This window comes from Flagellimonas aequoris (assembly GCF_003584165.1).
GTDB lineage: Bacteria > Bacteroidota > Bacteroidia > Flavobacteriales > Flavobacteriaceae > Flagellimonas > Flagellimonas aequoris.
In genome coordinates, this window is sequence record NZ_QXFJ01000023.1 from 273,544 (window position 1) to 297,689 (window position 24,146).

Annotated in this window: 24 protein-coding genes; 14 read left to right on the forward strand and 10 right to left on the reverse strand. The window is 43.2% G+C overall.

Annotation, left to right across the window (positions count from 1 at the left end):
- Window positions 1-40: 40 nt before the first annotated feature.
- Window positions 41-1,153: a glycosyltransferase gene (locus D2U88_RS09875; protein ID WP_119640344.1), complete on the forward strand. Its 1,113-nt coding sequence runs from the start codon at window positions 41-43 to the stop codon at window positions 1,151-1,153.
- On the opposite strand, the gene D2U88_RS09880 is transcribed toward D2U88_RS09875, so the two are convergent.
- Both D2U88_RS09880 and D2U88_RS09885 read right to left on the reverse strand, forming a co-directional pair.
- Entirely contained in the window at window positions 1,078-2,133 is a 1,056-nt protein-coding gene (locus D2U88_RS09880; RefSeq protein ID WP_119640346.1) for a sensor histidine kinase, read from the reverse strand. The genes D2U88_RS09875 and D2U88_RS09880 overlap by 76 nt on opposite strands.
- Window positions 2,133-2,819, reverse strand: a complete 687-nt coding sequence (locus tag D2U88_RS09885; protein WP_119640348.1) for a response regulator transcription factor — start codon at window positions 2,817-2,819, stop codon at window positions 2,133-2,135. The genes D2U88_RS09880 and D2U88_RS09885 overlap by 1 nt, the downstream gene beginning before the upstream one ends.
- A gap of 187 nt (window positions 2,820-3,006) precedes the next feature.
- Between D2U88_RS09885 and D2U88_RS09890 the strand changes: the two genes are divergently transcribed.
- From D2U88_RS09890 to D2U88_RS09910, 5 genes are all read left to right on the forward strand, one after another.
- Entirely contained in the window at window positions 3,007-5,829 is a 2,823-nt protein-coding gene (locus tag D2U88_RS09890) for a TonB-dependent receptor (RefSeq protein WP_119640350.1), read from the forward strand.
- Window positions 5,830-5,850: 21 nt separating this feature from the next.
- Complete coding sequence (locus D2U88_RS09895) at window positions 5,851-7,038, forward strand: multidrug transporter (protein ID WP_119640352.1); 1,188 nt, start codon at window positions 5,851-5,853, stop codon at window positions 7,036-7,038.
- Between the two features lie 151 nt (window positions 7,039-7,189).
- A complete protein-coding gene (locus D2U88_RS09900) occupies window positions 7,190-7,501 on the forward strand; it encodes a T9SS type A sorting domain-containing protein (RefSeq protein WP_119640355.1) in 312 nt (103 codons plus the stop codon).
- Window positions 7,502-7,633: 132 nt separating this feature from the next.
- The gene (locus tag D2U88_RS09905; protein WP_119640358.1) at window positions 7,634-7,957 is read left to right on the forward strand and encodes a T9SS type A sorting domain-containing protein; all 324 of its coding nucleotides are present in this window, start codon (window positions 7,634-7,636) and stop codon (window positions 7,955-7,957) included.
- A gap of 59 nt (window positions 7,958-8,016) precedes the next feature.
- Entirely contained in the window at window positions 8,017-9,003 is a 987-nt protein-coding gene (locus D2U88_RS09910; RefSeq protein WP_119640360.1) for a long-chain-fatty-acid--protein ligase, read from the forward strand.
- Window positions 9,004-9,009: 6 nt separating this feature from the next.
- On the opposite strand, the gene tyrS is transcribed toward D2U88_RS09910, so the two are convergent.
- The gene (gene tyrS, locus D2U88_RS09915; protein ID WP_119640363.1) at window positions 9,010-10,305 is read right to left on the reverse strand and encodes a tyrosine--tRNA ligase; all 1,296 of its coding nucleotides are present in this window, start codon (window positions 10,303-10,305) and stop codon (window positions 9,010-9,012) included.
- A gap of 85 nt (window positions 10,306-10,390) precedes the next feature.
- Here tyrS and D2U88_RS09920 point away from each other — a divergent pair, with 85 nt between their 5' ends.
- Entirely contained in the window at window positions 10,391-11,392 is a 1,002-nt protein-coding gene (locus D2U88_RS09920; RefSeq protein WP_119640366.1) for an NAD-dependent epimerase/dehydratase family protein, read from the forward strand.
- Here the strand turns inward: D2U88_RS09920 and D2U88_RS09925 are convergent.
- Genes D2U88_RS09925 through D2U88_RS09935 form a run of 3 tightly spaced genes read right to left on the reverse strand, consistent with a single transcriptional unit; the run spans window position 11,379 to window position 13,885 of the window.
- Complete coding sequence (locus D2U88_RS09925) at window positions 11,379-11,816, reverse strand: DUF4296 domain-containing protein (protein ID WP_119640368.1); 438 nt, start codon at window positions 11,814-11,816, stop codon at window positions 11,379-11,381. The genes D2U88_RS09920 and D2U88_RS09925 overlap by 14 nt on opposite strands.
- 3 nt (window positions 11,817-11,819) lie before the next feature.
- Complete coding sequence (locus tag D2U88_RS09930; RefSeq protein ID WP_119640370.1) at window positions 11,820-13,154, reverse strand: dihydroorotase; 1,335 nt, start codon at window positions 13,152-13,154, stop codon at window positions 11,820-11,822.
- A 2-nt stretch (window positions 13,155-13,156) separates the two neighbouring features.
- Window positions 13,157-13,885, reverse strand: a complete 729-nt coding sequence (locus tag D2U88_RS09935) for a polyprenol monophosphomannose synthase (protein WP_119640372.1) — start codon at window positions 13,883-13,885, stop codon at window positions 13,157-13,159.
- A gap of 119 nt (window positions 13,886-14,004) precedes the next feature.
- On the opposite strand from D2U88_RS09935, the gene D2U88_RS09940 reads away from it, so the two are divergent.
- The 3 genes from D2U88_RS09940 to D2U88_RS09950 are packed head-to-tail and all read left to right on the forward strand — an operon-like array spanning window position 14,005 to window position 17,066.
- Complete coding sequence (locus tag D2U88_RS09940; protein WP_119640374.1) at window positions 14,005-15,663, forward strand: glycosyltransferase family 39 protein; 1,659 nt, start codon at window positions 14,005-14,007, stop codon at window positions 15,661-15,663.
- Window positions 15,660-16,316 (forward strand): DUF4271 domain-containing protein, encoded by a 657-nt coding sequence (locus tag D2U88_RS09945; RefSeq protein ID WP_119640376.1) that lies wholly within the window; start codon window positions 15,660-15,662, stop codon window positions 16,314-16,316. Before D2U88_RS09940 ends, D2U88_RS09945 begins: the two co-directional genes overlap by 4 nt.
- Window positions 16,317-16,322: 6 nt before the next feature.
- The gene (locus D2U88_RS09950; protein WP_119640379.1) at window positions 16,323-17,066 is read left to right on the forward strand and encodes a uroporphyrinogen-III synthase; all 744 of its coding nucleotides are present in this window, start codon (window positions 16,323-16,325) and stop codon (window positions 17,064-17,066) included.
- A gap of 53 nt (window positions 17,067-17,119) precedes the next feature.
- Here the strand turns inward: D2U88_RS09950 and pckA are convergent, their stop codons facing one another.
- Together pckA and D2U88_RS09960 are read right to left on the reverse strand one after the other, a co-directional pair.
- Entirely contained in the window at window positions 17,120-18,736 is a 1,617-nt protein-coding gene (pckA, locus tag D2U88_RS09955) for a phosphoenolpyruvate carboxykinase (ATP) (protein ID WP_119640381.1), read from the reverse strand.
- A 63-nt stretch (window positions 18,737-18,799) separates the two neighbouring features.
- Window positions 18,800-19,192 (reverse strand): DUF423 domain-containing protein, encoded by a 393-nt coding sequence (locus D2U88_RS09960; protein ID WP_119640383.1) that lies wholly within the window; start codon window positions 19,190-19,192, stop codon window positions 18,800-18,802.
- Window positions 19,193-19,271: 79 nt separating this feature from the next.
- Here D2U88_RS09960 and D2U88_RS09965 point away from each other — a divergent pair, with 79 nt between their 5' ends.
- The 4 genes from D2U88_RS09965 to D2U88_RS09980 all read left to right on the forward strand — a co-directional run bounded on the left by D2U88_RS09965 (window position 19,272) and on the right by D2U88_RS09980 (window position 22,150).
- Window positions 19,272-20,645: a saccharopine dehydrogenase family protein gene (locus D2U88_RS09965; RefSeq protein ID WP_119640385.1), complete on the forward strand. Its 1,374-nt coding sequence runs from the start codon at window positions 19,272-19,274 to the stop codon at window positions 20,643-20,645.
- 48 nt (window positions 20,646-20,693) lie between these two features.
- Window positions 20,694-21,164 (forward strand): Lrp/AsnC ligand binding domain-containing protein, encoded by a 471-nt coding sequence (locus D2U88_RS09970; RefSeq protein WP_119640387.1) that lies wholly within the window; start codon window positions 20,694-20,696, stop codon window positions 21,162-21,164.
- Between the two features lie 38 nt (window positions 21,165-21,202).
- Window positions 21,203-21,523, forward strand: coding sequence for a hypothetical protein (locus tag D2U88_RS09975; RefSeq protein WP_119640389.1), 321 nt, complete (start codon window positions 21,203-21,205; stop codon window positions 21,521-21,523).
- Window positions 21,524-21,631: 108 nt separating this feature from the next.
- Complete coding sequence (locus tag D2U88_RS09980) at window positions 21,632-22,150, forward strand: ferritin (RefSeq protein WP_119640391.1); 519 nt, start codon at window positions 21,632-21,634, stop codon at window positions 22,148-22,150.
- 67 nt (window positions 22,151-22,217) lie between these two features.
- Here the strand turns inward: D2U88_RS09980 and D2U88_RS09985 are convergent, their stop codons facing one another.
- On the reverse strand, window positions 22,218-22,919 hold the full coding sequence (locus D2U88_RS09985) for a zinc metallopeptidase (protein WP_119640393.1): 702 nt from the start codon (window positions 22,917-22,919) through the stop codon (window positions 22,218-22,220).
- Between the two features lie 93 nt (window positions 22,920-23,012).
- Window positions 23,013-24,116, reverse strand: coding sequence for an alanine dehydrogenase (gene ald, locus D2U88_RS09990; protein WP_119640395.1), 1,104 nt, complete (start codon window positions 24,114-24,116; stop codon window positions 23,013-23,015).
- Window positions 24,117-24,146: the final 30 nt, after the last annotated feature.

Sequence of the window (24,146 nt, forward strand, 5' to 3'; positions counted from 1 at the left end):
GGAAATCTATAAGCAATTGGCATTTTGTTTTTTTGCAGTTATGCAAAATTCAAAGCGAATTCTGGTAGCCCCATTAAACTGGGGGCTGGGACATGCCACAAGGTGCATCCCCATCATAAGGGCATTGTTGGATCATGGGCATCAACCTTTCATAGCTTCAGATGGGGTGGCCCTTTCACTTTTGCAAAAGGAATTCCCTGATGTACCTTCTTTTGAGCTCTCTTCCTATAAAATCACTTATGCCGAAAAGGCCCGGAATTTTAAGATCAAAATGATCTGGGATTCCCCGAAAGTATTGAAGGCCATCGCTAAGGAAAAAAAAGAAATAAAACGATTGGTAAAGGAACACCAATTGGACGGTATCATATCCGACAATAGGTTAGGGGTATTCTATAAAAAAGTTCCTTGTGTCTTTATCACGCACCAACTGAATGTGTTGTCCGGCAATACCACGTGGATGAGCTCCAAGGCACATCAAAAAATAATTAAAAAATTTGATGCTTGCTGGGTTCCCGATGTTGAGGGCAAGCCTAACCTCACCGGAAAATTGGGACACCTGAAAAAATCCAAGTTGAAGATCGTGTATTTGGGACCGTTGAGCCGCTTTGAAAAAAAAGACCTTCCGATTGTCCATGATCTGATGGTACTTCTTTCAGGTCCTGAGCCCCAGCGCTCCTTTTTGGAAGAAAAGCTCCTGAAGGAACTCCAGGGATTTGAGGGAAACATCCTTTTTGTAAAAGGAAAAATTGAGGAGGAACAATCCAAAGAAGACATTCAAACTGAAAAGGGATCTATCATCCTTTACAATTTTATGAAGTCGGGCGAGCTGGAAACAGCGATCAACCAAAGTAGCAAAGTGCTTTGCCGATCTGGATATACCACGGTAATGGATTTGGCCAAATTGGAGAAAAGAGCATTTTTTATTCCTACTCCTGGACAGTACGAGCAGGAATATTTGGCCAAACGATTGGAAAAACAAGAATTGGTACCCTATTGCGAGCAAGATGATTTTACCCTGGAACAACTTTCAAGAATGGGAGATTTTAAAGGTCTGGCCCATTTTGATTCTGAAATCGACTATTCCTCTTTGTTTGCACTCTTCTCCAAGGTGAATGAGAATTCGGATCCTACCTCCACCTCGCTTTCCACATAGATTTTTTCGCCATGGGCCTCTATGATGTGCTTTACAATGGAAAGGCCCAATCCTGAGCCGCCCTCCGTTCTGCTCCCACTTTGGTCTACACGGTAAAAGCGTTCAAAAAGTCTTGGGATGTGTTGTTTGGGGATGCCCACACCATTGTCCGTCACCCTTACGATCACCTTGTTCTTAATCAAGTTTTCCACACTTACTTCCGTGGTTCCATTGGAATGGCCGTATTTAATCGAGTTCACCAAAAGGTTACTGATTACCTGTTGGATTTTTTCCCTGTCTGCATTTACGTAAATGGGATTGGGATATTCCATATCAAAAGTCAGTGCAATCTGCTTTTTGGCCGCTTTCATCTCCAAGAGATCGAACGTGTTCTGAATGAGTTCTATGATATCAAAATCTTCCCGTTCCACCTTGAGTTCCCCGGCCTCGAATTTGGTGATCAAATCCAAATCCTTTACGATGTAGATCAAGCGTTCCACTCCCTTATTGGCTCTTTCCAAATATTTTTCGCGGAGCTTTTTGTCCTTCATGGCGCCATCCAGAAGGGTAAGGATGTACCCTTGTACGGTAAATAGCGGAGTTTTCAGTTCATGGGAAACGTTGCCCAAAAAATCTTTTCGGTATTCTTCGCGAATCTTTAAGGTGTCTATTTCGATTTTTTTGCCTTCAGCAAATTTCTCGATTTCCTCTGTAAGGGTCTTCATATCGGTGGTAACCGGTTTTGAAGAAAAAGTAGAGGACTCCAAGAGGGAGACATCGTCATAAATCTTTTTGATCCTCCGATAGATAAACCGTTCTACCCTTACTTGGATTACGGTAAAGCAAATGGAAAAGCTGATTAGGGCAAATAGCAAGGTATAGGTCCAATCCATATGGCCAAGATCCATATGGAACACCACAAACAGAATGGTTGTCAGAAGGGTAATGACCAAGGACGATCTAAGGGCGAATTTGTATGACTTCCTTAGTTTTATGGCCATTAGAGAACAAACTTATACCCCACGCCCTTCACGGTCTTAAAATGGTCGTCCCCAATTTTCTCCCTGAGCTTTCTTATGTGCACATCAATGGTACGGCCACCCACCACTACTTCGTTGCCCCATACCTTGTCCAAAATCACTTCGCGCTTGAATACTTTATTGGGTTTGGAGGTAAGTAGCGACAAAAGTTCGAACTCTTTTCGGGGAAGCACGATCTCTTCACCGTCATTTACAATCTTGTACTCTTCGCGGTTGATTACAATGTTGCCGACCTTCACAATCTCGTCAACCTCTTTTTTCTCTTCCTTCAATCTTCTCAACAAGGCTTTTACCTTACTTACCAAAACCTTTGGTTTTATGGGTTTGGTGATATAGTCATCGGCACCGGCGTCAAAACCGGCCACTTGGGAGTAATCCTCCCCTCGGGCAGTCAAAAATGCAATGATCGTATTTTCCAGTCCTGGTGTATTGCGTATCATTTCGCAAGCTTCAATACCATCCATTTCGGGCATCATCACATCCATAATGATCAAATGGGGCTGTTTCTTTTTTGCCTTGGCAACGCCTTCCACACCATTTTTGGCAGTGAAGACCTCATAACCCTCGGCAGAAAGATTATAACTCACAATTTCCAGAATATCAGGTTCATCATCAACAAGTAGAATCTTAATGTCCTTAGTTTTCATGGGATGGTATTTCTGTGTTAATCCGTCAAATGTAAAGATAATACACTAATGGCATAAATGCTTAACGTTCATTTAATCTGATAACCTTATTGTAACGATTATGGCATGAAGTCTTAACATGCAGCTAACACCGCTTTTACAGCCTCCCCGTTTCTTTGCCCCGAATTCTAATCCTATAGAGCAAAGTATGAAAACTTACCTTATAGTGGCCTTTTCCTTATTTACCTTGATTGCTTCCGCTCAGCAGAATGGAAGCATTGTGGGTAAGTTGACGGACAAGGAACTAAACAATGACCCTCTTCCCTTTGCCAATGTGCTCATAAAGGGATCAACAAAGGGGACCACTTCCGATTTTGATGGTCTTTTTGAGATTGCCGATGTTGAGCCCGGAACCTACACCTTGGTTATCAGCTTTTTGGGATACGAAACCTTGGAGGTGCCCAATGTAACCGTTGAAGCAGGAAAAGTTACTGAGATAAACGCCGGACTTGGCGCCAGCAGTGTTGGTTTGGACGAGGTTGTGGTAACCACCACCGCCAGAAAGGACTCCGAAGTTGCCCTGTTACTTCAACAAAAAAATGCCTTGGTCATGCAAGAAGCCATCAGTGCCGAAGCATTAACCTTAAAAGGTATAGACGATGCCGCCGCTGCTGTGGCCCAAATTTCCGGTATTTCCAAACAACAGGGATCGAGCAACGTCTATGTGAGAGGTTTGGGAGACCGTTACCAAAATACTACTATGAACGGGCTTTCACTGCCATCCAACGATGTGAACAAAAAGAACATCAATCTTGATCTTTTTGGTTCATCCATTATTGAAAACGTATCGGTGAGCAAAGCCTATAGCCCTACTTTCTACGGTGATTTTGCCGCTGGTAACGTGAACATCGATTCCAAGGAATATACCGGCGATGGTTACCTGAATGTGTCCGTTGGCGGGGGAATAAACACCAATGCCGCCGGGGAGGATTTTGTAAAAAGCGAAGGCACTGGGGATTTCGGCTTCTACAACAGATATAGCCATGATCCTTTCGCTGTTATCCTATCACATGGTGTAGATCCTGAAGAAGCCATGGACCCCATTAATTTTTCTGGTGCCATTGAAGGAGGATATTCGTTCAATTTTAATAACGACAAATCCAGATTGAGCTTTTTTGGAGCTGCAAGTTTTGGGAACTCATATGAATTAAGGGAAGGTCCTGCCAGGGATTTTACCAACGTATTGAAATTTGATTTCCCAACGGTTCGCGAATACGCATATAAGACCACTACTACCATGCTTGGCAATATAGCCTACAAGATAAACAGTGATCACAAAGTGAAATTCAGTTCCCTGTTCGTGAACAATTCCACTGACGCCGTTGGTTATTATGGCATTGATGGTGATGGTTATAACAGAGATGGTATTACTTCGGACAATGGTTTCTTTATACAGAACACACAGTTCAACCAAGACATGATCTTTGTGAACCAATTGACCGGGCAACATATTTTTGATGAGAAACTTTCCTTTGACTGGGGTGTGGGCTTCAACAAAGTGTTCTCCGATGAGCCGGATAGAAAAAGGTTTACCATGGAGAACTACCAATTCAGTTTGGATGATGACCCTACAACCAACCCTGTATTTTTCACCAATACCGCTTTCGAAAATCAACGTTTCTTCCAGAGTATCGAGGATGATGAGTTGAACAGCTATATGGATTTGTCCTATAAACTATCTGATAACATTACCATGAGTTTCGGATACAATGGGAGAAGAAAGGAACGTAGGTTCAACAGTATCCGCTATGGCTATCGTGTTTTCGACAGAACTACGGAAATTCCAGATGTGAACGATTTGAACTCATTTTTTACCATTGAGAACAGTAGTTTGGTGGGAAGTGAAAATGCATTGTATGAAATCAGGAACCTCAACCCTATAAACAATGATATTGGTTCCATCAACAGACCTGGGCTACCTGATAATACCTATAAAGGAAACCTAGGTATCCATGCCGGTTACGTTTCGGTCGATTTTAAAGTTGGGGAAAAGTTGAACATCGTTCCCGGATTAAGGGCTGAGTCCGTTAGCCAAAAAATTGTTTACGATGTAATCAACCTTCCACCGAACGATCCTGGTTTTAGAAATGTGTATGAAAATCTATTTCTCCCAAGCCTTAACGTGAAATATGCCCTTACCGAGAATTCGAACCTTAGGGCAAGTTTCAGCAATACGGCCTCATTCCCAGAATTTAAGGAAGTTGCCCCCTTTGTTTATGAAGGCGTAACGCAACGTGTGGGTGGTAACCCCGACCTTTTTGGAGGAAGAAATGGTAAAGGGGTGAACTATTCCAACATCTACAACTTTGACCTCAAATACGAATGGTTCTTGGAAAGGGGAGAAATCATTTCTCTTGCCGCTTTCGGAAAATTGATCCAAGACCCTGTAAACAAGGTGATCGCCGCAGATGCAACAGGAACCCAGCGCTTTTTTAGAACTGGAGACCAAGCAGAGGCCTACGGAGTGGAACTTGAGCTTAGAAAAAATCTTATTACCGATGCTGATGATAATGCCACTGTTTCGGTGGGTATGAACGCAGCTTACACATACACCAACCAAGACCTTAAGGCTATTGAGGCTGGAGACGAAAATACTTTTGGAACTTCATTTGATCGGGACTCGGACGAATTGGAAGGTGCGTCTCCTTTCATCATCAATGCCGATTTGAACTATAGTCCCGTTTTTGGATCCTATAAACCAAAAGCAACCGTGGTGTTCTCCTATTTCTCCGATCGTATTTATGCACTTGGTGCTGGATCGTTGGGCAACATTGTTGAAAATGGGGTGCCTACCTTAAACTTTGTGTGGCAGAACGCTTTCGGGGAACATATCGAAGCCAACTTGAGTGCCAGGAACCTATTGAATCCTGATGTGACCCTAACAAGGGAAAACACAGGAAATGGGGATATTATTATAAGACAGTATAACCTTGGGGTTAACATTGGGCTAACCCTTAAATATAAATTTTAATTCCTTTTTAAACTTAAACAGATGAAAAACAAGTTTTTATTTTTAGGTATAGCCGCTGCTTTGTTTATTGCTTGTGAAGCCGACGATACCGCAGATATTGTTATCAACGATAACAGTGTTACGAACAACACCACCACAACAGGTGGCTCTTCGGAAGAAACCGAAGTAAGACTTAGTGGGGTTTACACCGAGGACTTGACCTTGGAGACCGGAAAGAATTATATCCTAACCGGTTCCACAATTATGGCAAGCGGAACTACACTTACCATTCCCGCCGGTACAACTATTAAGGCTCAAGCCGCTGGTACCAGTGTTTATCTAGCCATTTCCCAAGGTGCCCAGATTATTGCCGATGGTAATGCTGCCAATCCAATCGTATTTACTTCCGCAGCTAGCAACCCATCTGCTGGTGACTGGGGAGGTTTGATCCTTTTGGGAAGGGCTCCTATAAACTCTGTTACGGGTACCGCTACTTCTACATCAGAAATCGGAAACCTTCCCTACGGAGGAAACCAGTCTGATGACAACTCAGGTATTTTAAGGTATGTAAGGGTAGAATACTCCGGTGGTGCAGCTGATGGACAATCTGAAAACAACGGATTTTCATTCTATGGTGTTGGAAATGGAACCATCGTGGAGTACATCGAGGCATTGGAAGGAGATGATGATGGTTTGGAATTCTTCGGTGGTACCGTGGATGTTAGGTATGTATTGGTTGTCAATGCTGCCGATGACTCCATCGATTGGACCGAGGGCTTCTCTGGATCTGTTACTGACGCTTATGTAATCCAAGGTGATGGAATTGGTGACGAAGCTTTCGAGTGTGATGGATTCAATACCGATTATACCAATGCAACCGGTACTTTCTCCAACCCAACGGTTTCCAATGTTACCATTGTGAGTGAGAGCACTTCCGACAGTACAAGAGGATTTTTGCTTCGTGCCGGTACACAAGGTACTTTTAGCAATATAGAAATTATTGGTAAGGCCACTGGTATTTCTGTAGACGATGACGATGCTGGTACTCCAACATCCCAAAACATTACTGATGACACCCTTACCTTTACTGATGTAACCTTTACTAATGTTGGTGCAAACACTGAGATTGATGGAGGTGTTGCCGAAGCTGATTTGGTAACAGGTATTGGAAACGGTACTGGAACTGATTTCGCTTCTTGGGGAACTGGCTGGACAGTTGGTGTCAACTAAGAATTAAGCCCTTTAAAATATAGAGCCCCCGATAGTTCGGGGGCTTCTTTTTTGCATTTCGTCGAAAAGTAACCCCCTATTCGTCAAATGGTTCCACATTCGCGTTGCATTTTTTTTATATTTGTGGCACAGCGTTTGCAACCATTAACGTATGAAGCACTTTTACCTAGTCATGTTCTTTTTTGTATGTGCCTTCGGATTTTCTCAGGAAAATGCCAGGGGCAGTGCGGATATTGACGGGTTTAAGCTTTATCCCAACCCTGTTACCCAAGGCAAGGTCTATATCGAAACTTCACTGAATTCCCCAAAAAAAATCTTGGTTTTTGATGTGCTTGGTACCCAGGTTTTGGAGACCACCATTTTGGGCAAGGAACTCAACCTTTCCAGCTTGGACAAAGGGGTCTATATCTTACGCGTTTTTGAGAACAACAAGGTGGCTACCAGAAAGTTAATCATCAAATAGCCTTTTTTTCCCTTCCCTAGACCACAAAATTCAAACGTTTCCCAACACAATCATCCGTTTCACAACAAATAATGGGTCTTAAGTAGCTGTTTGCCTACTTTTACATTGCGCATTTACCCCAAATCAGCTTACATGAAGAAACTCTACTTTATTTTACTTATGGCTTTACCCATACTTACTTACGGTCAGGAGTTGGTCAGCATAAACACTGAGCCCATACAGGAACTCAAGGGTTTTAAAATGTACCCTAATCCGGCCTATGGGGATGAAGTCTACATTACGACAGAATCCAATGGCTCCAAGGATATCAAAATCTATGATGTTTTCGGAGAGGTTGTTTTAACGGATAGGATTACCACCAATACATTGGATATTTCCCGACTTGTCCCCGGAGTGTATGTACTCCAGGTAACAGAGGACAAGAAGACCATGACCCGAAAGCTGGTCGTGAAATAACAAGATCTTTTAAGCTCCTTTATCCAAGGGGCTTTTTTTTTGGGTAATTTTGCCCATCAATGCACCCAATAGCCACAGATCGGATTTTCTCCATTGCCAATTCAGATGAATTTGAGGCCATGGCATGGGAACTATTCAGGTTTCAATACCACCATAATACCATTTATAAAACGTTTTGCGACCTTTTGGATAAACCTCCTTCCCAAGTTGGTCCCTTTTTGGACATCCCTTTTTTACCTATAGAATTTTTCAAGACCCACAAGGTCATTTCCTCTTCGGAAGCACCCCAGGCTATTTTTGAAAGTAGTGGTACCACCCAAAGTTCAACCAGCAAACACTTGGTTCCCGATCTATCACTATATGAAGAAAGTTTTCTAAAAGGTTTTTCGCTTTTTTATGGCCCAGTGGAAGAATATTGTATCCTTGCCCTGTTACCCGCCTACTTGGAGCGGAAGGGATCCTCTTTGGTCTATATGGTCAACGAGATGGTGGCCCGTAGCCACCATCCTGATAGTGGGTTCTACCTCTATGACCTGGAAGCCCTTCATCAAAAACTATTGGAATTGGAAAAAAGGGGAACCAAAACGCTATTGATCGGGGTGTCCTTTGCCTTATTAGATTTGGCGGAACAATTCCCGATGAAACTGGATAACACTATCATCATGGAGACAGGGGGCATGAAAGGTCGCCGAAAAGAATTGATCAGGGAAGAGCTTCATGGAATTCTCACAAATGCCTTTGGTGTCCCTTCCATCCATTCCGAATATGGGATGACCGAACTGTTGTCCCAAGCCTATTCCAAGGGAAATGGAATTTTTGAAACGCCTCCCTGGATGAAAATCGTGACACGCGATACCGAAGATCCCTTGAGCCTTCAAGCTATGGGGAAAACAGGGGGAATCAATATTATAGACCTCGCCAATGTATATTCCTGTTCCTTCATAGCCACCCAAGATCTGGGCAAAACCTATTCGGATGGTTCCTTTGAAGTTTTGGGAAGGTTCGACAGTTCCGATATTAGAGGTTGCAATTTGATGGTACTCTGAACCTCTCTAGTCTACTACCAGAACAAAGTAATTCTTCTTGCCCCGCTGAAGGAGTACAAATTTGTTGTTGATCAAATCCGCTTCGGTAATCAAGTAATCCTCAGTGACCTTCTCCTTGTTTACTGAAATGGAATTTTGTTTCAACTCCCTTCTGGCCTCACCATTGGAGCTTAAAAAGCTGGTCTTGGCGGCCAATGCCCCGATCATATCCAAACCAGGCTGAAGTTCTTCCCTTGAAACTTGAGCTTGGGGAACTCCTTCAAAAACATCCAGAAAGGTTTTCTCGTTCAATCCTTTCAGGTCTTCTGAAGTTGATTTTCCAAAAAGGATATCGCTGGCCTTAATGGCATTGTCCAAATCTTCTTTGGAATGGACCATGGTGGTCACTTCTTCCGCTAATTTCCTTTGCAATGCCCTCTCGTGGGGGGCTTCTTTATGGACTGCCACCAACTCCTCAATCTCCTGTTGGGTCAAAAAGGTGAAGATCTTGATATATTTTTCGGCATCCTCATCGGAAGTGTTCAACCAATACTGATAGAATTTATAGGGCGAGGTACGTTCCGCATCCAACCATACATTGCCCCCTTCGGTTTTACCAAATTTGGTCCCATCCGCTTTGGTAATCAAAGGACAGGTAAGGGCAAATCCCTTGCCTCCACCGATTCTTCTTATAAGTTCCGTTCCCGTGGTAATGTTCCCCCATTGGTCGCTACCTCCCATTTGAAGCGTACAGTCATGGTGCTGGTACAAGTATAGAAAGTCGTACCCCTGAACCAACTGATAGGTAAACTCAGTAAAGGACATACCTTCCTTCGCATCCGCGGAAAGTCTCTTTTTCACGGAATCCTTAGCCATCATGTAGTTCACTGTAATATGTTTTCCCACATCGCGGATAAACTCAAGGAAAGTGAAATCCTTCATCCAATCGTAGTTGTTCACCAAGACAGCGGCATTGGGTTCATCACTTTCAAAATCTAAAAAACGGCTCAACTGTGACTTGATCGCTTCTTGGTTGTGCCTCAAGGTTTTTTCATCCAAAAGATTTCGTTCAGCCGATTTACCCGAGGGGTCACCGATCATTCCCGTGGCACCTCCTACCAAAGCATATGGTTTATGACCCGCCAATTGAAAATGCCTTAACATCATTACACTTACCAAATGGCCAATGTGCAAGGAGTCCGCAGTGGGATCAATGCCCACGTAAGCGGCACGCATTTCTTCCATAAGGTGTTCCTCGGCTCCGGGCATTACATCATGCACCATTCCCCTCCATTGTAGTTCTTGGACAAAATTCTTAGACATGGATTGTTTTTTTGAATGGTTGCAAATATAAAATGAACTTGGCACTTGACTCAAAAATTACGGCACAAATAGGTATTTTTACAGCATGATTTTGGTTACAGGAGGCACTGGATTGATAGGTTCGCACCTACTTTACCACTTGGTGAACAATGGACAGAAGGTCCGGTCGCTGTACCGAACCAAAGACTCATTGCAAAAAGTTTCCAAGGTTTTTGGGTATTATTCGGGGCAACCCAACCAATTGATGGGTCAAATCGATTGGGTTGTGGGCGATATCACCAATATTGGAGAACTTGAAAATGCATTCGATGGCATTGAGCAAGTCTATCATTGTGCCGCTCTGATTTCTTTCGACCCGAAGGATTTTAAGGTATTGGAAAAGACCAATGTGGAAGGAACGGCCAATATTGTGAACCTTAGCCTTAAATATGGCGTTCGAAAACTCTGTTATGTGAGTTCCATTGCCGCCATTGGCCCTAGTGTCAAGGGCAACGAGGCCACGGAAGAGAATGAATGGAACGAGGCCAGTGCATCCGTGTATGGCCTTACAAAATATAATGCGGAACTAGAAGTTTGGCGTGGCTCCCAAGAAGGATTGTCCGTGGTCATCGTGAACCCTGGAGTGGTCATTGGACCAGGGTTTTGGAAGTCAGGGAGTGGCACTTTTTTCACGTACGCTGCCAAAGGCAAAAAGCATTTTATTCCCGGGGGTACCGGTTTTGTATCGGTAGGGGATGTGGTAAATGCCATGGTTTCCCTTATGGATTCCGATATACAATCGGAACGATTTATCCTGGTGAGCCAAAATTTGACCTATGGGCAATTGTTCCAAAAAATAGCCCCAAAATTGGGAGTAGAACCTCCATTAAAAAAGGTTTCCTATTCCTCCTTGGAGATGTTTTGGAGATTGGATTGGCTCCGAAGTAATTTGCTGGGTAAAAGACGAAGGCTTTCCAAAAATATGGCGAAGGGACTTTACCATCAAGAGATTTACGACAATTCCAAATTAAAAGAAACCCTTGGATTTCAATACGAAGATTTGGATAGGGCCATCGATTTTTGTTGCACCAAGTTTAAGGCTTGGTAGGAACCACCTTTTTTTTATCCTTATTGGCATTCAAGGAATCCTTTCTTGCTTCATTGACTTTCCGAATGCTATCGTTCTTTTTCATGGAACGTTCTTCCATGATTTTGGTCCGTTCTTCCAACTTGGCATCTATATTCTCGTAAATGGATTGGTATTCCAAAGGAACAGAAGCATAATACAAATCACTTTGTGAAAATTGAACACTATCTATACCATACTTCTTGTACAGAAACTCCATGATATTGATTCCAGAATCTTCAAACTTGTTTGAGGCCGCTGACGTGGATGCATTCAATATGGCCAAATCATTTAGGATATCGGCCATCTTTTCTTTGGGAATAAGGTTTTCGGGCTTTTTAACCACCTCTTCCGCACAACCCACCATCAAAAACAGACCCAAAAAACCCGCGGCAATCCTTTTCATCCTTTATCTGTTAAAAGTCAATCTTTTTGCATTTTTCTGTGTGGCAAAAATGCCGTTATCATAGGCTAAAAGTCCATTCACAAAAGTACGGACAACCTTGGACCCAAAAGTAACACCTTCAAATGGGGACCATCCACATTTATATAAAATATTGGCTTTTTTAACCTCGTTTTGGGAATTTCTGTCCACTTGGACCAAATCCGCATAATATCCCTCCTTGATAAATCCACGTCGGTCAATATCAAAGAGTTTGGCCGGATTGTGGCACATTTTTTCCACCATTTTTTCCAAAGTGATCATTCCTTCGGATTCCTTTTGGAGCATGGCCAAAAGAGCATGTTGTACCAACGGCCCTCCAGATGGGGCTTTGGTATAAGGATTGTCCTTTTCTTCCAATGTATGCGGTGCGTGATCGGTGGCCACCACATCAATGCGGTCATCCAAAAGTGCTTCCCACAATTTTTCCCTATCCGCTTTGGTCTTTACGGCGGGGTTCCATTTGATCAAGGTGCCTTTTTGGGCATAATCCTCATCGGAAAACCAGAGATGATGGATGCACACCTCAGCCGTAATTTTCTTTTCTTCCAAGGGAATGACATTGGTGAAAAGTTCCGTTTCAATTCCTGTGGAAACATGAAATACATGTAATCTGGCCCCCGTTCTTTTAGCCAAGGCTATCGCTTTGGATGATGAGAGGTAACAGGCTTCAGCGCTACGGATGATGGGATGCAGTTCTATGGGAATATTATCTCCGTACATTTCCTGGTACTTGGCCAAGTTGGCACGTATGGTACCTTCATCCTCACAATGTGCGGAAATCACCATTTCGGTATTACTGAAGATTTTTTCAAGGACTGCTTCATTGTCTACCAGCATATTTCCTGTGGAAGATCCCAAAAACAATTTCACCCCTGAACACGCATTCTTGTCCAGTCGCTTCAACTCTTCCAGATTGTCGTTGGTTCCCCCAAATAGAAAGGAATAGTTGGCAAAGGAATCCTTGGCGGCAATGGCCATTTTTTCCTCCAACTTTTCTATGGTGGTAGTCTGTGGGTTGGTGTTGGGCTGCTCCATAAAAGTGGTGATACCGCCCGCAATGGCGGCCCTACTTTCAGTTGCAATGGTGCCTTTATGTGTAAGCCCTGGCTCCCTGAAATGTACCTGATCGTCTATAATGCCTGGCAACAAAAGGTCTCCATTCAGGTCAATCACCTTTGCTTGGGAATCAGTGATATCCCGATCTATTCGGGAAATGAAATCTCCCTCCAACAACACATCGGTTTCAAAAATGCTGTTTTCGTTGACGACCTTGGCATTTTTCAACAGTATTTTTGACATGGCTAAAAGTTCTTTTTAAAGAATATGCTCCTAAATTTCATGGCTATTACACCAAATATGGCTTCCCTGATGATTGCCGAGTTCATTTTTGATTTTCCGTTGATCCTATCGGTAAAGATAATGGATACCTCTTCTATCTTGAATTTTTTCAGGTAGGCCCTATATTTCATCTCTATTTGAAAAGCATAGCCAATGAAACGGACATTGTCCAGATTGATGGTCTCCAATACCTTTCTCCTGTAACACACAAAACCCGCAGTGGGATCGTGCACCTTCATCCCCGTAATGAACTTCACATAAAATGAAGCCCCGTAAGAAAGCAATATCCTGGCCAAAGGCCAGTTCACCACATTTACCCCTTTTTTGTATCGTGAACCAACGGCCATATCGGCACCATTGACACAGGCCCGATGCAAACGGGACAGGTCCGCAGGGCGATGGGAAAAATCGGCATCCATCTCAAAAATGTACTCGTAACCATGTGCCAAGGCCCATTTAAAACCATGGATATAGGCCGTGCCCAATCCTGACTTTTCTTTGCGCACCTCCAAAAACAATTTTTCAGGGAATTGCTCCTGAAGGCTCCTGACACATGCCGCTGTACCATCTGGAGAGTTATCATCCACAACAAGAACATGAAAATCCTTCTTGAGGTCGAAAACCGTTTTCACAATGGCCTCAATGTTCTCAATCTCATTGAAAGTGGGTATGATCACCAAGCCGTCTGCCATGCACATTCGATTAGATCGTCAAAAATACGCTTTTCTATCTTGCCCTCGCAAGCCTCTACTCCTAAGGGCATTTACAACTTGGTCAATATTTGTAACTTTGGTCCTTAAAAATCCGTTTAATGTCTCAAAAGTTTCCCAAACTTTTTCTTGTTCTGTTAGCCATCCTTTTTGTGTTGAACCTTATCCAGGCTTCGGTTACGGAACTCATCTATGATGAGGCCTATTACTGGTACTATGCACAAAATATGGCTTGGGGTTATTTCGATCATCCCCCGATGGTGGCTTTTTTGATCAAGCTCAGCAGTTTTCTTTTTGATGGGGAACTTGGTGTCCGTTTTATGAGCTGTGTACTTTCCGTGGGCACTTATGTCATTTTATGGGATCTTATCGACAATCCAAAGAAAAAGGATTATGTGGTGCATTTCTTTCTGTTGGTATTCTCCTTTACCTTGATGAACGCCTACGGGTTCCTCACCTTGCCGGATACCCCTCTTTTATTCTTTACAGCGTTGTTCCTCTGGTTGTACAAACGCTTTTTGAAGGATCCATCACTACCGACCACTTTGCTTTTAGGCCTTGTAATGGCCGCCTTGATGTACAGCAAGTACCACGCCGTTCTGGTTATTTTGTTCGTTTTTCTTTCCAATATAAAATTGATTGCCAACAAAAAAGCGTGGTTGGCAGTGGTGTTGGCGTTGGTTTGCTACATTCCACATTTTGTTTGGCTTTATCAGAACGACTTTGTTTCCATTACCTTCCATTTATATGAACGTCCCAACCAAGCCTATTCCTTTGATGGTTTTACGTTGGGGTATTTCCTGAATTTGATTGTCATCATAGGCCTATTGTTCTATTGGGTCTATGGCGCCTTGTTCAAGTTTAGGGCCACTGATAAATTTTCAAAGGCATTGGTCTATCTGGTTTATGGAATTATAATTTTCTTTTTCATTTCAAGTTTCAATAGAAGGGTACAAGCCCAGTGGGCCATTGCGATAACCATCCCGTTGGTTGTGATTGCTTTCAATTATATGTTGGACAACGCCAAGAGCAGAAAATGGATGTACCGAATAGGTCTCTTTAGCTTGATTTTGTTGCTCTATGCGCGAGTCTGGTTGGTCTATCACCCCTTATTCCCCGTACTCTATGAAACCCATGGCAACAAGGAATGGGTAAATGAACTGCACGAAAAGGCCGGTGACGTTCCTGTGGTTTTTGAAAATTCGTATCGACGCGCTCCCATGTACCAATTTTACTCGGGGATACCTGCCATTTCGTTGAACAACTATATGTACAGGAAAAACCAATATTCCATAGATGGGTCCGAAGAAAAGGTGAGGGGCAAAAAAGTTTTGTACGTGACCAAATACCGAAATAGTGGAGACCTCTCTTACATGCACTTGGATAGCACGGTATTTCATGGTATCTACATTGACAATTTTCAGTCGTACCGAAGTCTAAAATGTATAGTGAACAAAAGGGAAACAGGTATTGGTTATGACCTTAAAGTATATAACCCCTACCCTTTCGATATTCCCTTGGAAGAGTTGAAATACACTATTTCTTATTCCAATGCCTATAAGCAGGTAGAGCAAATGCTTCCCTTAAAGGTAAAGGGTAAAGAATTTCATCGGGCACTACTAAAATCTAAGGATACCCTTTACTATTCTTTTGAACTCCCGTTGACGAAAATGGAAAATCCGGTGTATTTTAGAATTGGGATTTCCGAAAATGGACTTCCTCCAGGCCTTAACGGACAACCCTTCAAGATTCGCGAATGAACCCAATTGAAAAAAGCATCGTTTCCTTGGATTGGATGACCTTGGTCTTGTTCTCAAGTTTGGTGCTTCTGGCCATTGGAAAATACTGGTACAGTTCCAAATTCCTGAATTTCATCATCCTTCCGTTCAATGATAAATATGTGCTGCTCAATAGCAAAAAAGGTCCTCTTTTGAACTGGTTCCACATCTTGATGTCCATTTTCCAATTGCTCAATCTTTCACTTTTCATTTTTTTAGCGCTACGAGCATTTGATGTAATGCCCCAAGGAGATCCTGTATTTACTTTTTTAATCGTTTTAGGAGCGTTGGCACTTTTTGAGTTTGCAAAATTGTTGCTCCAATCATTCACCGGGTATGTGTTCAACAACCAAGAATTTATATTAGGTATCATTTTTAGCAAAACTTCCTATCTCAACTACAGCAGCATTGTCATTGCCTTGGCCAATATTTTATTGATTTATGTCCTAATCAACTCAAAAGCAATGATATATGTGGCCATTTCCTTTATAATCCTAATAAATGGCATTGGTACGATCAAGCTTTTGAAGAACCATCAAAAAGCCATGTTTCCGTATTTTGTGTATTTTATTTTGTACCTTTGCGCACTCGAAATTGCGCCCTTGGTGTTAATTGGAAGCTATCTAAAAGTTTAAAAACTTATGAAAGTAAAAACAATTTTGGTTTCCCAACCAGAACCCAAAGTCGAAAATTCCCCGTACTCCAGATTAATCGAAAAGGAAAAAATTAAAGTAGATTTTAGGCCGTTCATTCATGTGGAGGGGGTTGAAGCTAAAAATGTTAGGCAGCAAAAAATTGATTTGAACAATTTTACGGCAATCATCCTGACCAGCAGAAACTCTGTTGATCACTTTTTCAGGATTGCCGAGGAGATGCGCTTTAAGGTTCCGGACACCATGAAATATTTTTGCCAATCGGAGGCCGTGGCCTACTACCTGCAAAAGTATGTAGTGTACAGAAAACGAAAAATCTATGTGGGCAAAAGGACTTTCAATGAATTGATCCCGTTGATGAAAAAGTACAAGGACGAAAAATTTCTTCTACCATCATCCGATCAATTGAAACCTGCCGTGCCAGAAGCTTTGAACGAGCTTGGCGTAGATTGGAAACGAGGTATTTTCTACAAGACAGTGATCAGTGACCTGTCCGATCTTAGAGATGTTTACTATGACATTCTGGTGTTCTTCAGTCCTTCCGGAATCGAATCCCTTTTGAAGAACTTCCCGAATTTTGAACAGAACAATACACGTATTGCCGTTTTTGGCAACAGTACTGTAAAAGCAGCAACAGAAGCGGGACTTAGGATCGACATTCAGGCGCCGACACCGGAGACACCCTCCATGACGATGGCCCTGCAGAAGTACATCACCAGTGTGAACAAGTAAAAAAACTTACTGTAAAAAAAAATGAACGCCCCCGCAGTGCGGGGGCGTCTTGTTTAAAAAGCATATCGTTGTGGGCCGCCCCGCCGGATTTCCTCACTGGCATAAGCCTCGAATTTTTTAAAGTTCTCCCGAAACGCGTTCGTCAGTTTAAAGGCTGTTGTATAGTAAGCCTCATCGTTGTTCCATGTAGTCCTGGGACTCAACACTTCTTTGGGAACACCTGGACATTCCCTGGGCTGTGCCACTCCAAATACGGAATGGATATGGTATTTGTCATAACTGTAAAGCCCTAGTTCCCCACTTAACGCGGCACTAATCATGGCACGGGTATATTTCAGTTTCATACGGGTACCCACACCATATGGGCCGCCTGTCCATCCCGTGTTCACCAACCATACGTCCACACCGGACTCAATCATCTTTTTACTCAGCATTTCAGCATATTTGGTGGGATGCAAAGGCATGAACGGCGCACCAAAACAGGCCGAAAAAGAAGGTTGTGGTTCCACTACCCCCGCTTCGGTACCAGCCACCTTTGCCGTATAGCCAGATATAAAATGGTAGGCCGCCTGTGCCGGGGTCAGTTTGGAAATCGGAGGTAATACCCCAAAGGCATCCGCCGTAAGGAAAAAGATGTTCTTCACATTTTTACCTATGGAAGGTACCTGGATATTTTCAATATGGTCAATAGGATAGCTCACCCTTGTATTCTGGGTAATGGAAGTATTTGAAAAATCGACCACCCCATTTCCGTCCATAATCACATTTTCAAGGATAGCCCCATTTTTAATGGCCCCATAAATTTCCGGTTCGTTCTCTTGGCAAAGATCGATGACCTTAGCATAGCACCCCCCCTCAAAGTTGAATACGGTATTATCAGGTGTCCAGCCATGCTCATCATCCCCGATCAACTTTCGGTTGGGGTCTGTGGACAAGGTGGTCTTACCTGTTCCTGAAAGCCCGAAGAAAATGGCCGTGTCCCCATCGTGCCCCACATTTGCTGAACAATGCATGGGTAACGTGTTTTTATATACCGGTAGGATAAAATTAAGGGCAGAAAAAATACCTTTCTTGATTTCGCCAGTATAGCCCGTTCCGCCTATCAAAGCAATCTTTCTTGAAAAATTCAAGATGGCAAAGTTATGTTGACGGGTACCATCCACCGCCGCATCTGCTTTAAAACCAGGAGCGTTCACTACCGTCCACTCCGGTTTAAAATGCCCAAGTTCGTCTTCGGTGGGTCGAAGGAACATATTGTATGCAAACATATTGGACCACGGATACTCGTTGATGACCCGAATGTTCAGCTTGTAATCGGGGTCGGCACAGGCATACGAGTCCCTTACATAAAGTTCCTTTTTGTTTAAGTAATCAATGACCTTGTTGTAAAGCCGATCAAATTTCTCGCTATCAAAAGGGATGTTGATGTTTCCCCACCAGACCTTGTCCTCGGTAATGGCATCCTTCACAATAAAACGGTCCATGGGCGATCTTCCCGTAAACTCGCCAGTATTCACCGCCAATGCACCGGAAGATGCCTCCTTCCCCATTCCTTTTTCTAGGGTGATATCATGCAACTCTTCTGGCGAAAGTTGGTAATTGATGTTGTCATGCTGTATCCCATAGGACTTTAACGAAATCGTTTTCGAAACTTGGGCAGAATCCTTCATGTTTTTGTTTTAATATTGGTACAAAACTAGAAAATTATAACGTTTTCGTACAGCATTTAAGGGTCAATTGAGTGGTTTTTTGGTCAAAATGTAATATCCTAAAAAAAACCAACCCAAGATCATGAAAACACCTCCCAACGGTGTTAAAAATCCGATTCTTTTAAAGTCAAAAGCGGTTAAACTGTTCAATGCCAGCAGGTAGATTGAAAAGGAAAACAAGATTACCCCGATGAGCACCAAAACAAAAACGCGTTTTTTATAACTATTGGCGAGTCCGGTCCAAAGCCCCAAAAAAAGTAGGAACAAAGCATTGTACATTTGGTATCGCACCCCCGTCTCGAAGGTTTCTACCGCACTGGCATCAACCAATTTTTGCAATCCATGGGCTCCAAAAGCACCAAGAATGATGGCCAAAAGCCCCATAAAAACAGCAGTTGACAAAATTGTTCTGTTCATAACTTTATTTGGTAATTTTTTTATAAATATAACAATTTGATACCTTAGTATCTTACAACTTCAAAATTACGCAAAACCTATGGTCCGAACTATTTTGGTCATTGGAGCAGGCAAATCGACCTCCTATCTTTTGGATTATCTTTTAAAAAAATCCACCGAAGAAAACCTTCGCATACACATTGGCGATCTTAAGCCCGAAAATATACCCTCAACATTTGCAGAACACCCCAACTGTACTGTATTTACATTGGATATTTTCAATGACGAAGAGCGAAAAAAGGCAGTAGAAGGAGCATCGATTGTAGTGTCCATGCTGCCGGCCAGCCTACACATCAAAGTTGCTGAAGATTGTCTTCACTATAAAAAACACTTGATTACCGCTTCATACATCAGCAAGGAAATAAAGGCACTGGATGCACAAGTGAAAAAGAACGGGCTTGTTTTTATGAACGAAATAGGGCTTGATCCTGGCATCGACCATATGAGTGCCATGGAGGTCATTGATCGGATCACGGATGCCGGTGGAAAAATGTTGTTATTCGAATCCTTCACTGGGGGGCTCGTGGCACCCGCAAGCGATACCAACCTTTGGCACTATAAGTTCACCTGGAACCCACGCAACGTGGTATTGGCCGGACAGGGAGGGGCCGCAAAGTTTATACAAGAAGGCACCTACAAATACATCCCTTACCAAAAGCTTTTTAGAAGAACGGAATTTCTGGACATCGAAGGCTATGGCACTTTTGAAGCCTATGCCAATAGGGATTCCTTGAATTATCGTGAAGCCTATGGGCTCCAAGATGCCCTGACCCTATACCGGGGAACCATACGCAGGGTAGGATATTCCAAGGCTTGGCAAATGTTCGTCATTTTGGGAATGACTGACGACAGTTACTCTATTGAGAATTCAGAAGGCATGTCCTATCGTGAATTTGTAAATCTTTTTCTCCCTTATTCCCCAACGGATTCAGTAGAATTGAAGTTGAGACATTACCTTAAAATTGACCAGGATGATATCATGTGGGGCAAATTGCTGGAGTTGAACCTATTTGACCATTCCAGAAAAATTCCACTGAAAAATGCCAGCCCGGCCCAGATGCTTCAGTACATTTTGGAAGAGAGCTGGACCCTTCAGGAAGATGAAAAGGATATGATCGTGATGTACCATAAGTTTGGCTACGAACTGAACGGTGAAAAGAAACAAATCGATGCCAACATGGTGGTAATCGGCGAAAACAGAACCTACACGGCCATGTCGAAGACCGTTGGGCTTCCCGTTGCCATGGCAACGCTGCAAATCCTGAACGGAAAGATTACGACACCTGGGGTACAAATTCCCATTCGTAAGGAGGTATATGCACCGATTTTATCCGAACTAAAAACATACGGCATCCACTTCAAGGAATATCAGGTGCCTTATCTGGGCTATAACCCTGACTCTGTAGCTGGTTAGGTTTTAATTGAATTTACATACCTTTGACTTCAAATTAAAATCAGACTGGTGAAAAACAATAACAATTCCTTAAAGATTGATGGTATCGACAAGAAAATCCTAAGATACCTCATGGAAGATGCTCGTAAACCTATTTTGGAAATTGCGAGGAACATTGGGATATCCGGGGCCGCTATTCACCAAAGACTCCGCAAACTGGAAAGTTCTGGGCTTTTGGCAGGCTCCAAGTTCATTATCAATCCAAGGGTTTTGGGCTATACCACCATGGCATACATCGGTATCTTTTTGGACAAGGCCATGTCCAACCCCAGAGCGGTAAAGGAATTGGAAAAAATACCGGAAGTTTTGGAATGCCATTACACCACTGGAAACTGGTCCATCCTCATCAAGGTATTGTGCCGCGATAATGAACACCTTATGCAGGTCCTCAACAAAAAGATCCAACAGATCGAAGGGGTATCCCGAACCGAGACCTTTATTTCCTTGAACCAACAAATTGATCGACAAATTCAGATTTGATATTTTGATTCAATCTAAATAAAGATTAAATTTGGCCCATGGTTGAAATCTATCGGTCCAAATATTATTCCCTTCATCAGGCTGCCAATGAGCGTGCCTTTTACCTTGATCTTGGGCAAAAGACCGTTCGCATGTCCCTTTGCCAGCTCTTATCGCTTCGGCACAAGGTCCTTTCCATTTCCATAGAAGCTCATTTTGACGGCGACCTAAACAAACATGGTTTCGAAGTTTTATTGCTGTGCAACAAAGAGCATCTTTTTATTTTGAACACTATGGAGGTCATCGACCTTAAAAACCTAGTGGAACACGGATTTGTGGCCCTAGGGCTCTCGGTTGCTACCGAAGCCGTTGAAGTCTAAACCCTTCCTTTTTTCCATCATAAATTACCCTTAAATCAAGGGGTTTCGGCAGTAATGCAGTTAAAAATTCGTAATTTTAACATTGCAACTCACTAAAAACCTATTCATATGAAAGACATAGCAAGACAAAGCATGAGCATTAAAGTGGAGTCCATGGACCTACTCAATGGCCAGATCAAAATGGAAGCCCATGCCTCTGCCACCTATTTGGCCATGGCATCTTGGTGCGAGCAAAATGGGTTTTTTACCAGTGCCAAGTTTTTCTTCAAACAAGCTGAGGAAGAAAGGGAGCACATGATGAAGATCTTTAATTTTTTGGTGGATACCGGTGGAAGTCCCATTTCACCCGAGGTGACCAATATCAACCACGACTATTCCTCCATTGTGGATGTGTTCGAAAATACTTTGGAACACGAAGTGAAGGTGACCAAATCCATCCATAATATTGTGAAAAAAGCCCGCGAACTGGGTGATATTGCCACGGAACGTTTCTTGGATTGGTTCGTAATGGAGCAAGTGGAGGAAGAAAACACCATCCGTGATATTTTGGATATGATCGCCGTAACCGGAACCGAAGGTGTGGGTCTTCAAATGATCGATAACCAAGTAGCCAATTGGATTGAATAGATTATCCAAAAAGCATAAAAAAACAAAAGGGGCCAAATGGCCCCTTTTTTATTGACATCTTCTTTCTTTAGTCCCTTCCACCAAAAACCTGTAGTCCCCAGTAAAGCAGGGAAGCCAAAGCACCTACAGCAGCGACCAAATACGTCCTTGCCGCCCATTTGAGGGCATCCTCTGCACCGGCATATTCTTCTTGACTCACCATATGCTTTTGTTTCAACCACACCAATGCCCTTTTACTGGCATCGTACTCCACTGGTAGGGTTATAAAACTGAACAGGGTCGCAAATCCCATCATAATCAAACCAATCACGGCTATCGTAAAACCGATTCCTCCGGTAACCCCGGTAGCTGCCATAAGCGCAATACCTCCGAACACAATCCACGTGGACATTCCCGAGGTGACACTCACCACAGGCACCAATTTGGATCTCATGGACAACCACTCATAGGCTTGGGCATGTTGCACGGCGTGACCACACTCGTGGGCCGCTACCGCAGCGGCGGCGGCATTACGTTGGCTGTACACGCCTTCGCTCAAGTTTACCGTTTTGTTTTTGGGATTATAGTGGTCCGTCAACATTCCAGGGGTGGAAATCACCTTTACATCACGAATACCATGATCGTCCAACATTTTCTGGGCAATCTCCGCACCGCTCATCCCATTGCGCAAATGCACCTGGGAATATTTTTTGAACTTACTCTTCAATTGGTTGCTTACCAACCAGCTGACCAGGGCTATCGCACCGATCAATATATAATATGTCATCATAGCTTATTCTGTTTTTGCTTTTAGTAAATATACTACTATAAAGCAAAAACCCCGCCAAATAATGGCAGGGTCGATATACTGACAAAATGTAAGTTATACCAATACGGGCTCTTGCAAATGGAAGGTTTCGGCTATTTCTTTATAGACCACCTCACCTTCAACAATATTGAGTCCCATGGAAAGGGATTTGTCCAACTTGCAGGCACTACGCCATCCCATATTCGCCAATTTTAGCACATAGGGCAGTGTTACATTCGTCAAGGCAACAGTAGAAGTATAAGGCACTGCCCCTGGCATATTGGCTACACAGTAATGGACCACATCATCAATAATATAGGTCGGGTCCTCATGGGTTGTTGGTTTGGTGGTTTCCACGCATCCTCCCTGATCCACGGCAACGTCTACGATTACCGTTCCGGGACGCATGTCCTTGAGCATGTCCCTAGTGATCAAGTTGGGGGCCTTTGCCCCTTTCAATAGAACGCCACCAATAATAAGGTCGTGGGTCTGTATATGTTTTCTGATATTGAACTCATTGGAAAATTCGGTCACCACATGGCTGGGCATGATATCGTTCACTTGACGAAGCCTTTTCATGTTCACGTCCATGATGGTTACATGGGCGCCCAGTCCCGCTGCCATTTTAGCAGCTTGGATGCCTACGGTACCGGCTCCCAAAACGAGAACACGGCCTGGCGCCACTCCGGGAACACCTCCCAAAAGCACGCCCCTACCTTTTACGGGTTTCTCCAAAAATTTAGCACCTTGTTGAATGGCCATTCTTCCAGCCACTTCCGACATGGGAGTCAAGAGCGGTAAGGTCCCGTCTTCATCCTCTACCGTTTCATAAGCGATGCATACCGCCTTGCTTTTGATCATGGCCTTGGTCAACGCTTCGCTGGATGCAAAATGAAAGTAGGTGAACAGAATCTGCCCTTTCTGGATCAAATCATATTCCTGGGCAATGGGTTCCTTAACCTTCACGATCATATCGCTCATGGCGTATACCTGCCCAATAGTATCCAAAATAGTGGCGCCAGCACGCTGATAGTCCTGATTGAAAAAGCCACTGCCTTCACCAGCTCCGGACTGCACATACACGGTGTGGTTGTTCTTTACCAATTCAAAAACCCCAGCTGGAGTCATCCCAACCCGGTTTTCATTGTTCTTGATTTCTTTTGGTACCCCAACAATCATTTTTTTGAAGTTTTAATGTTTCTGCCCCAA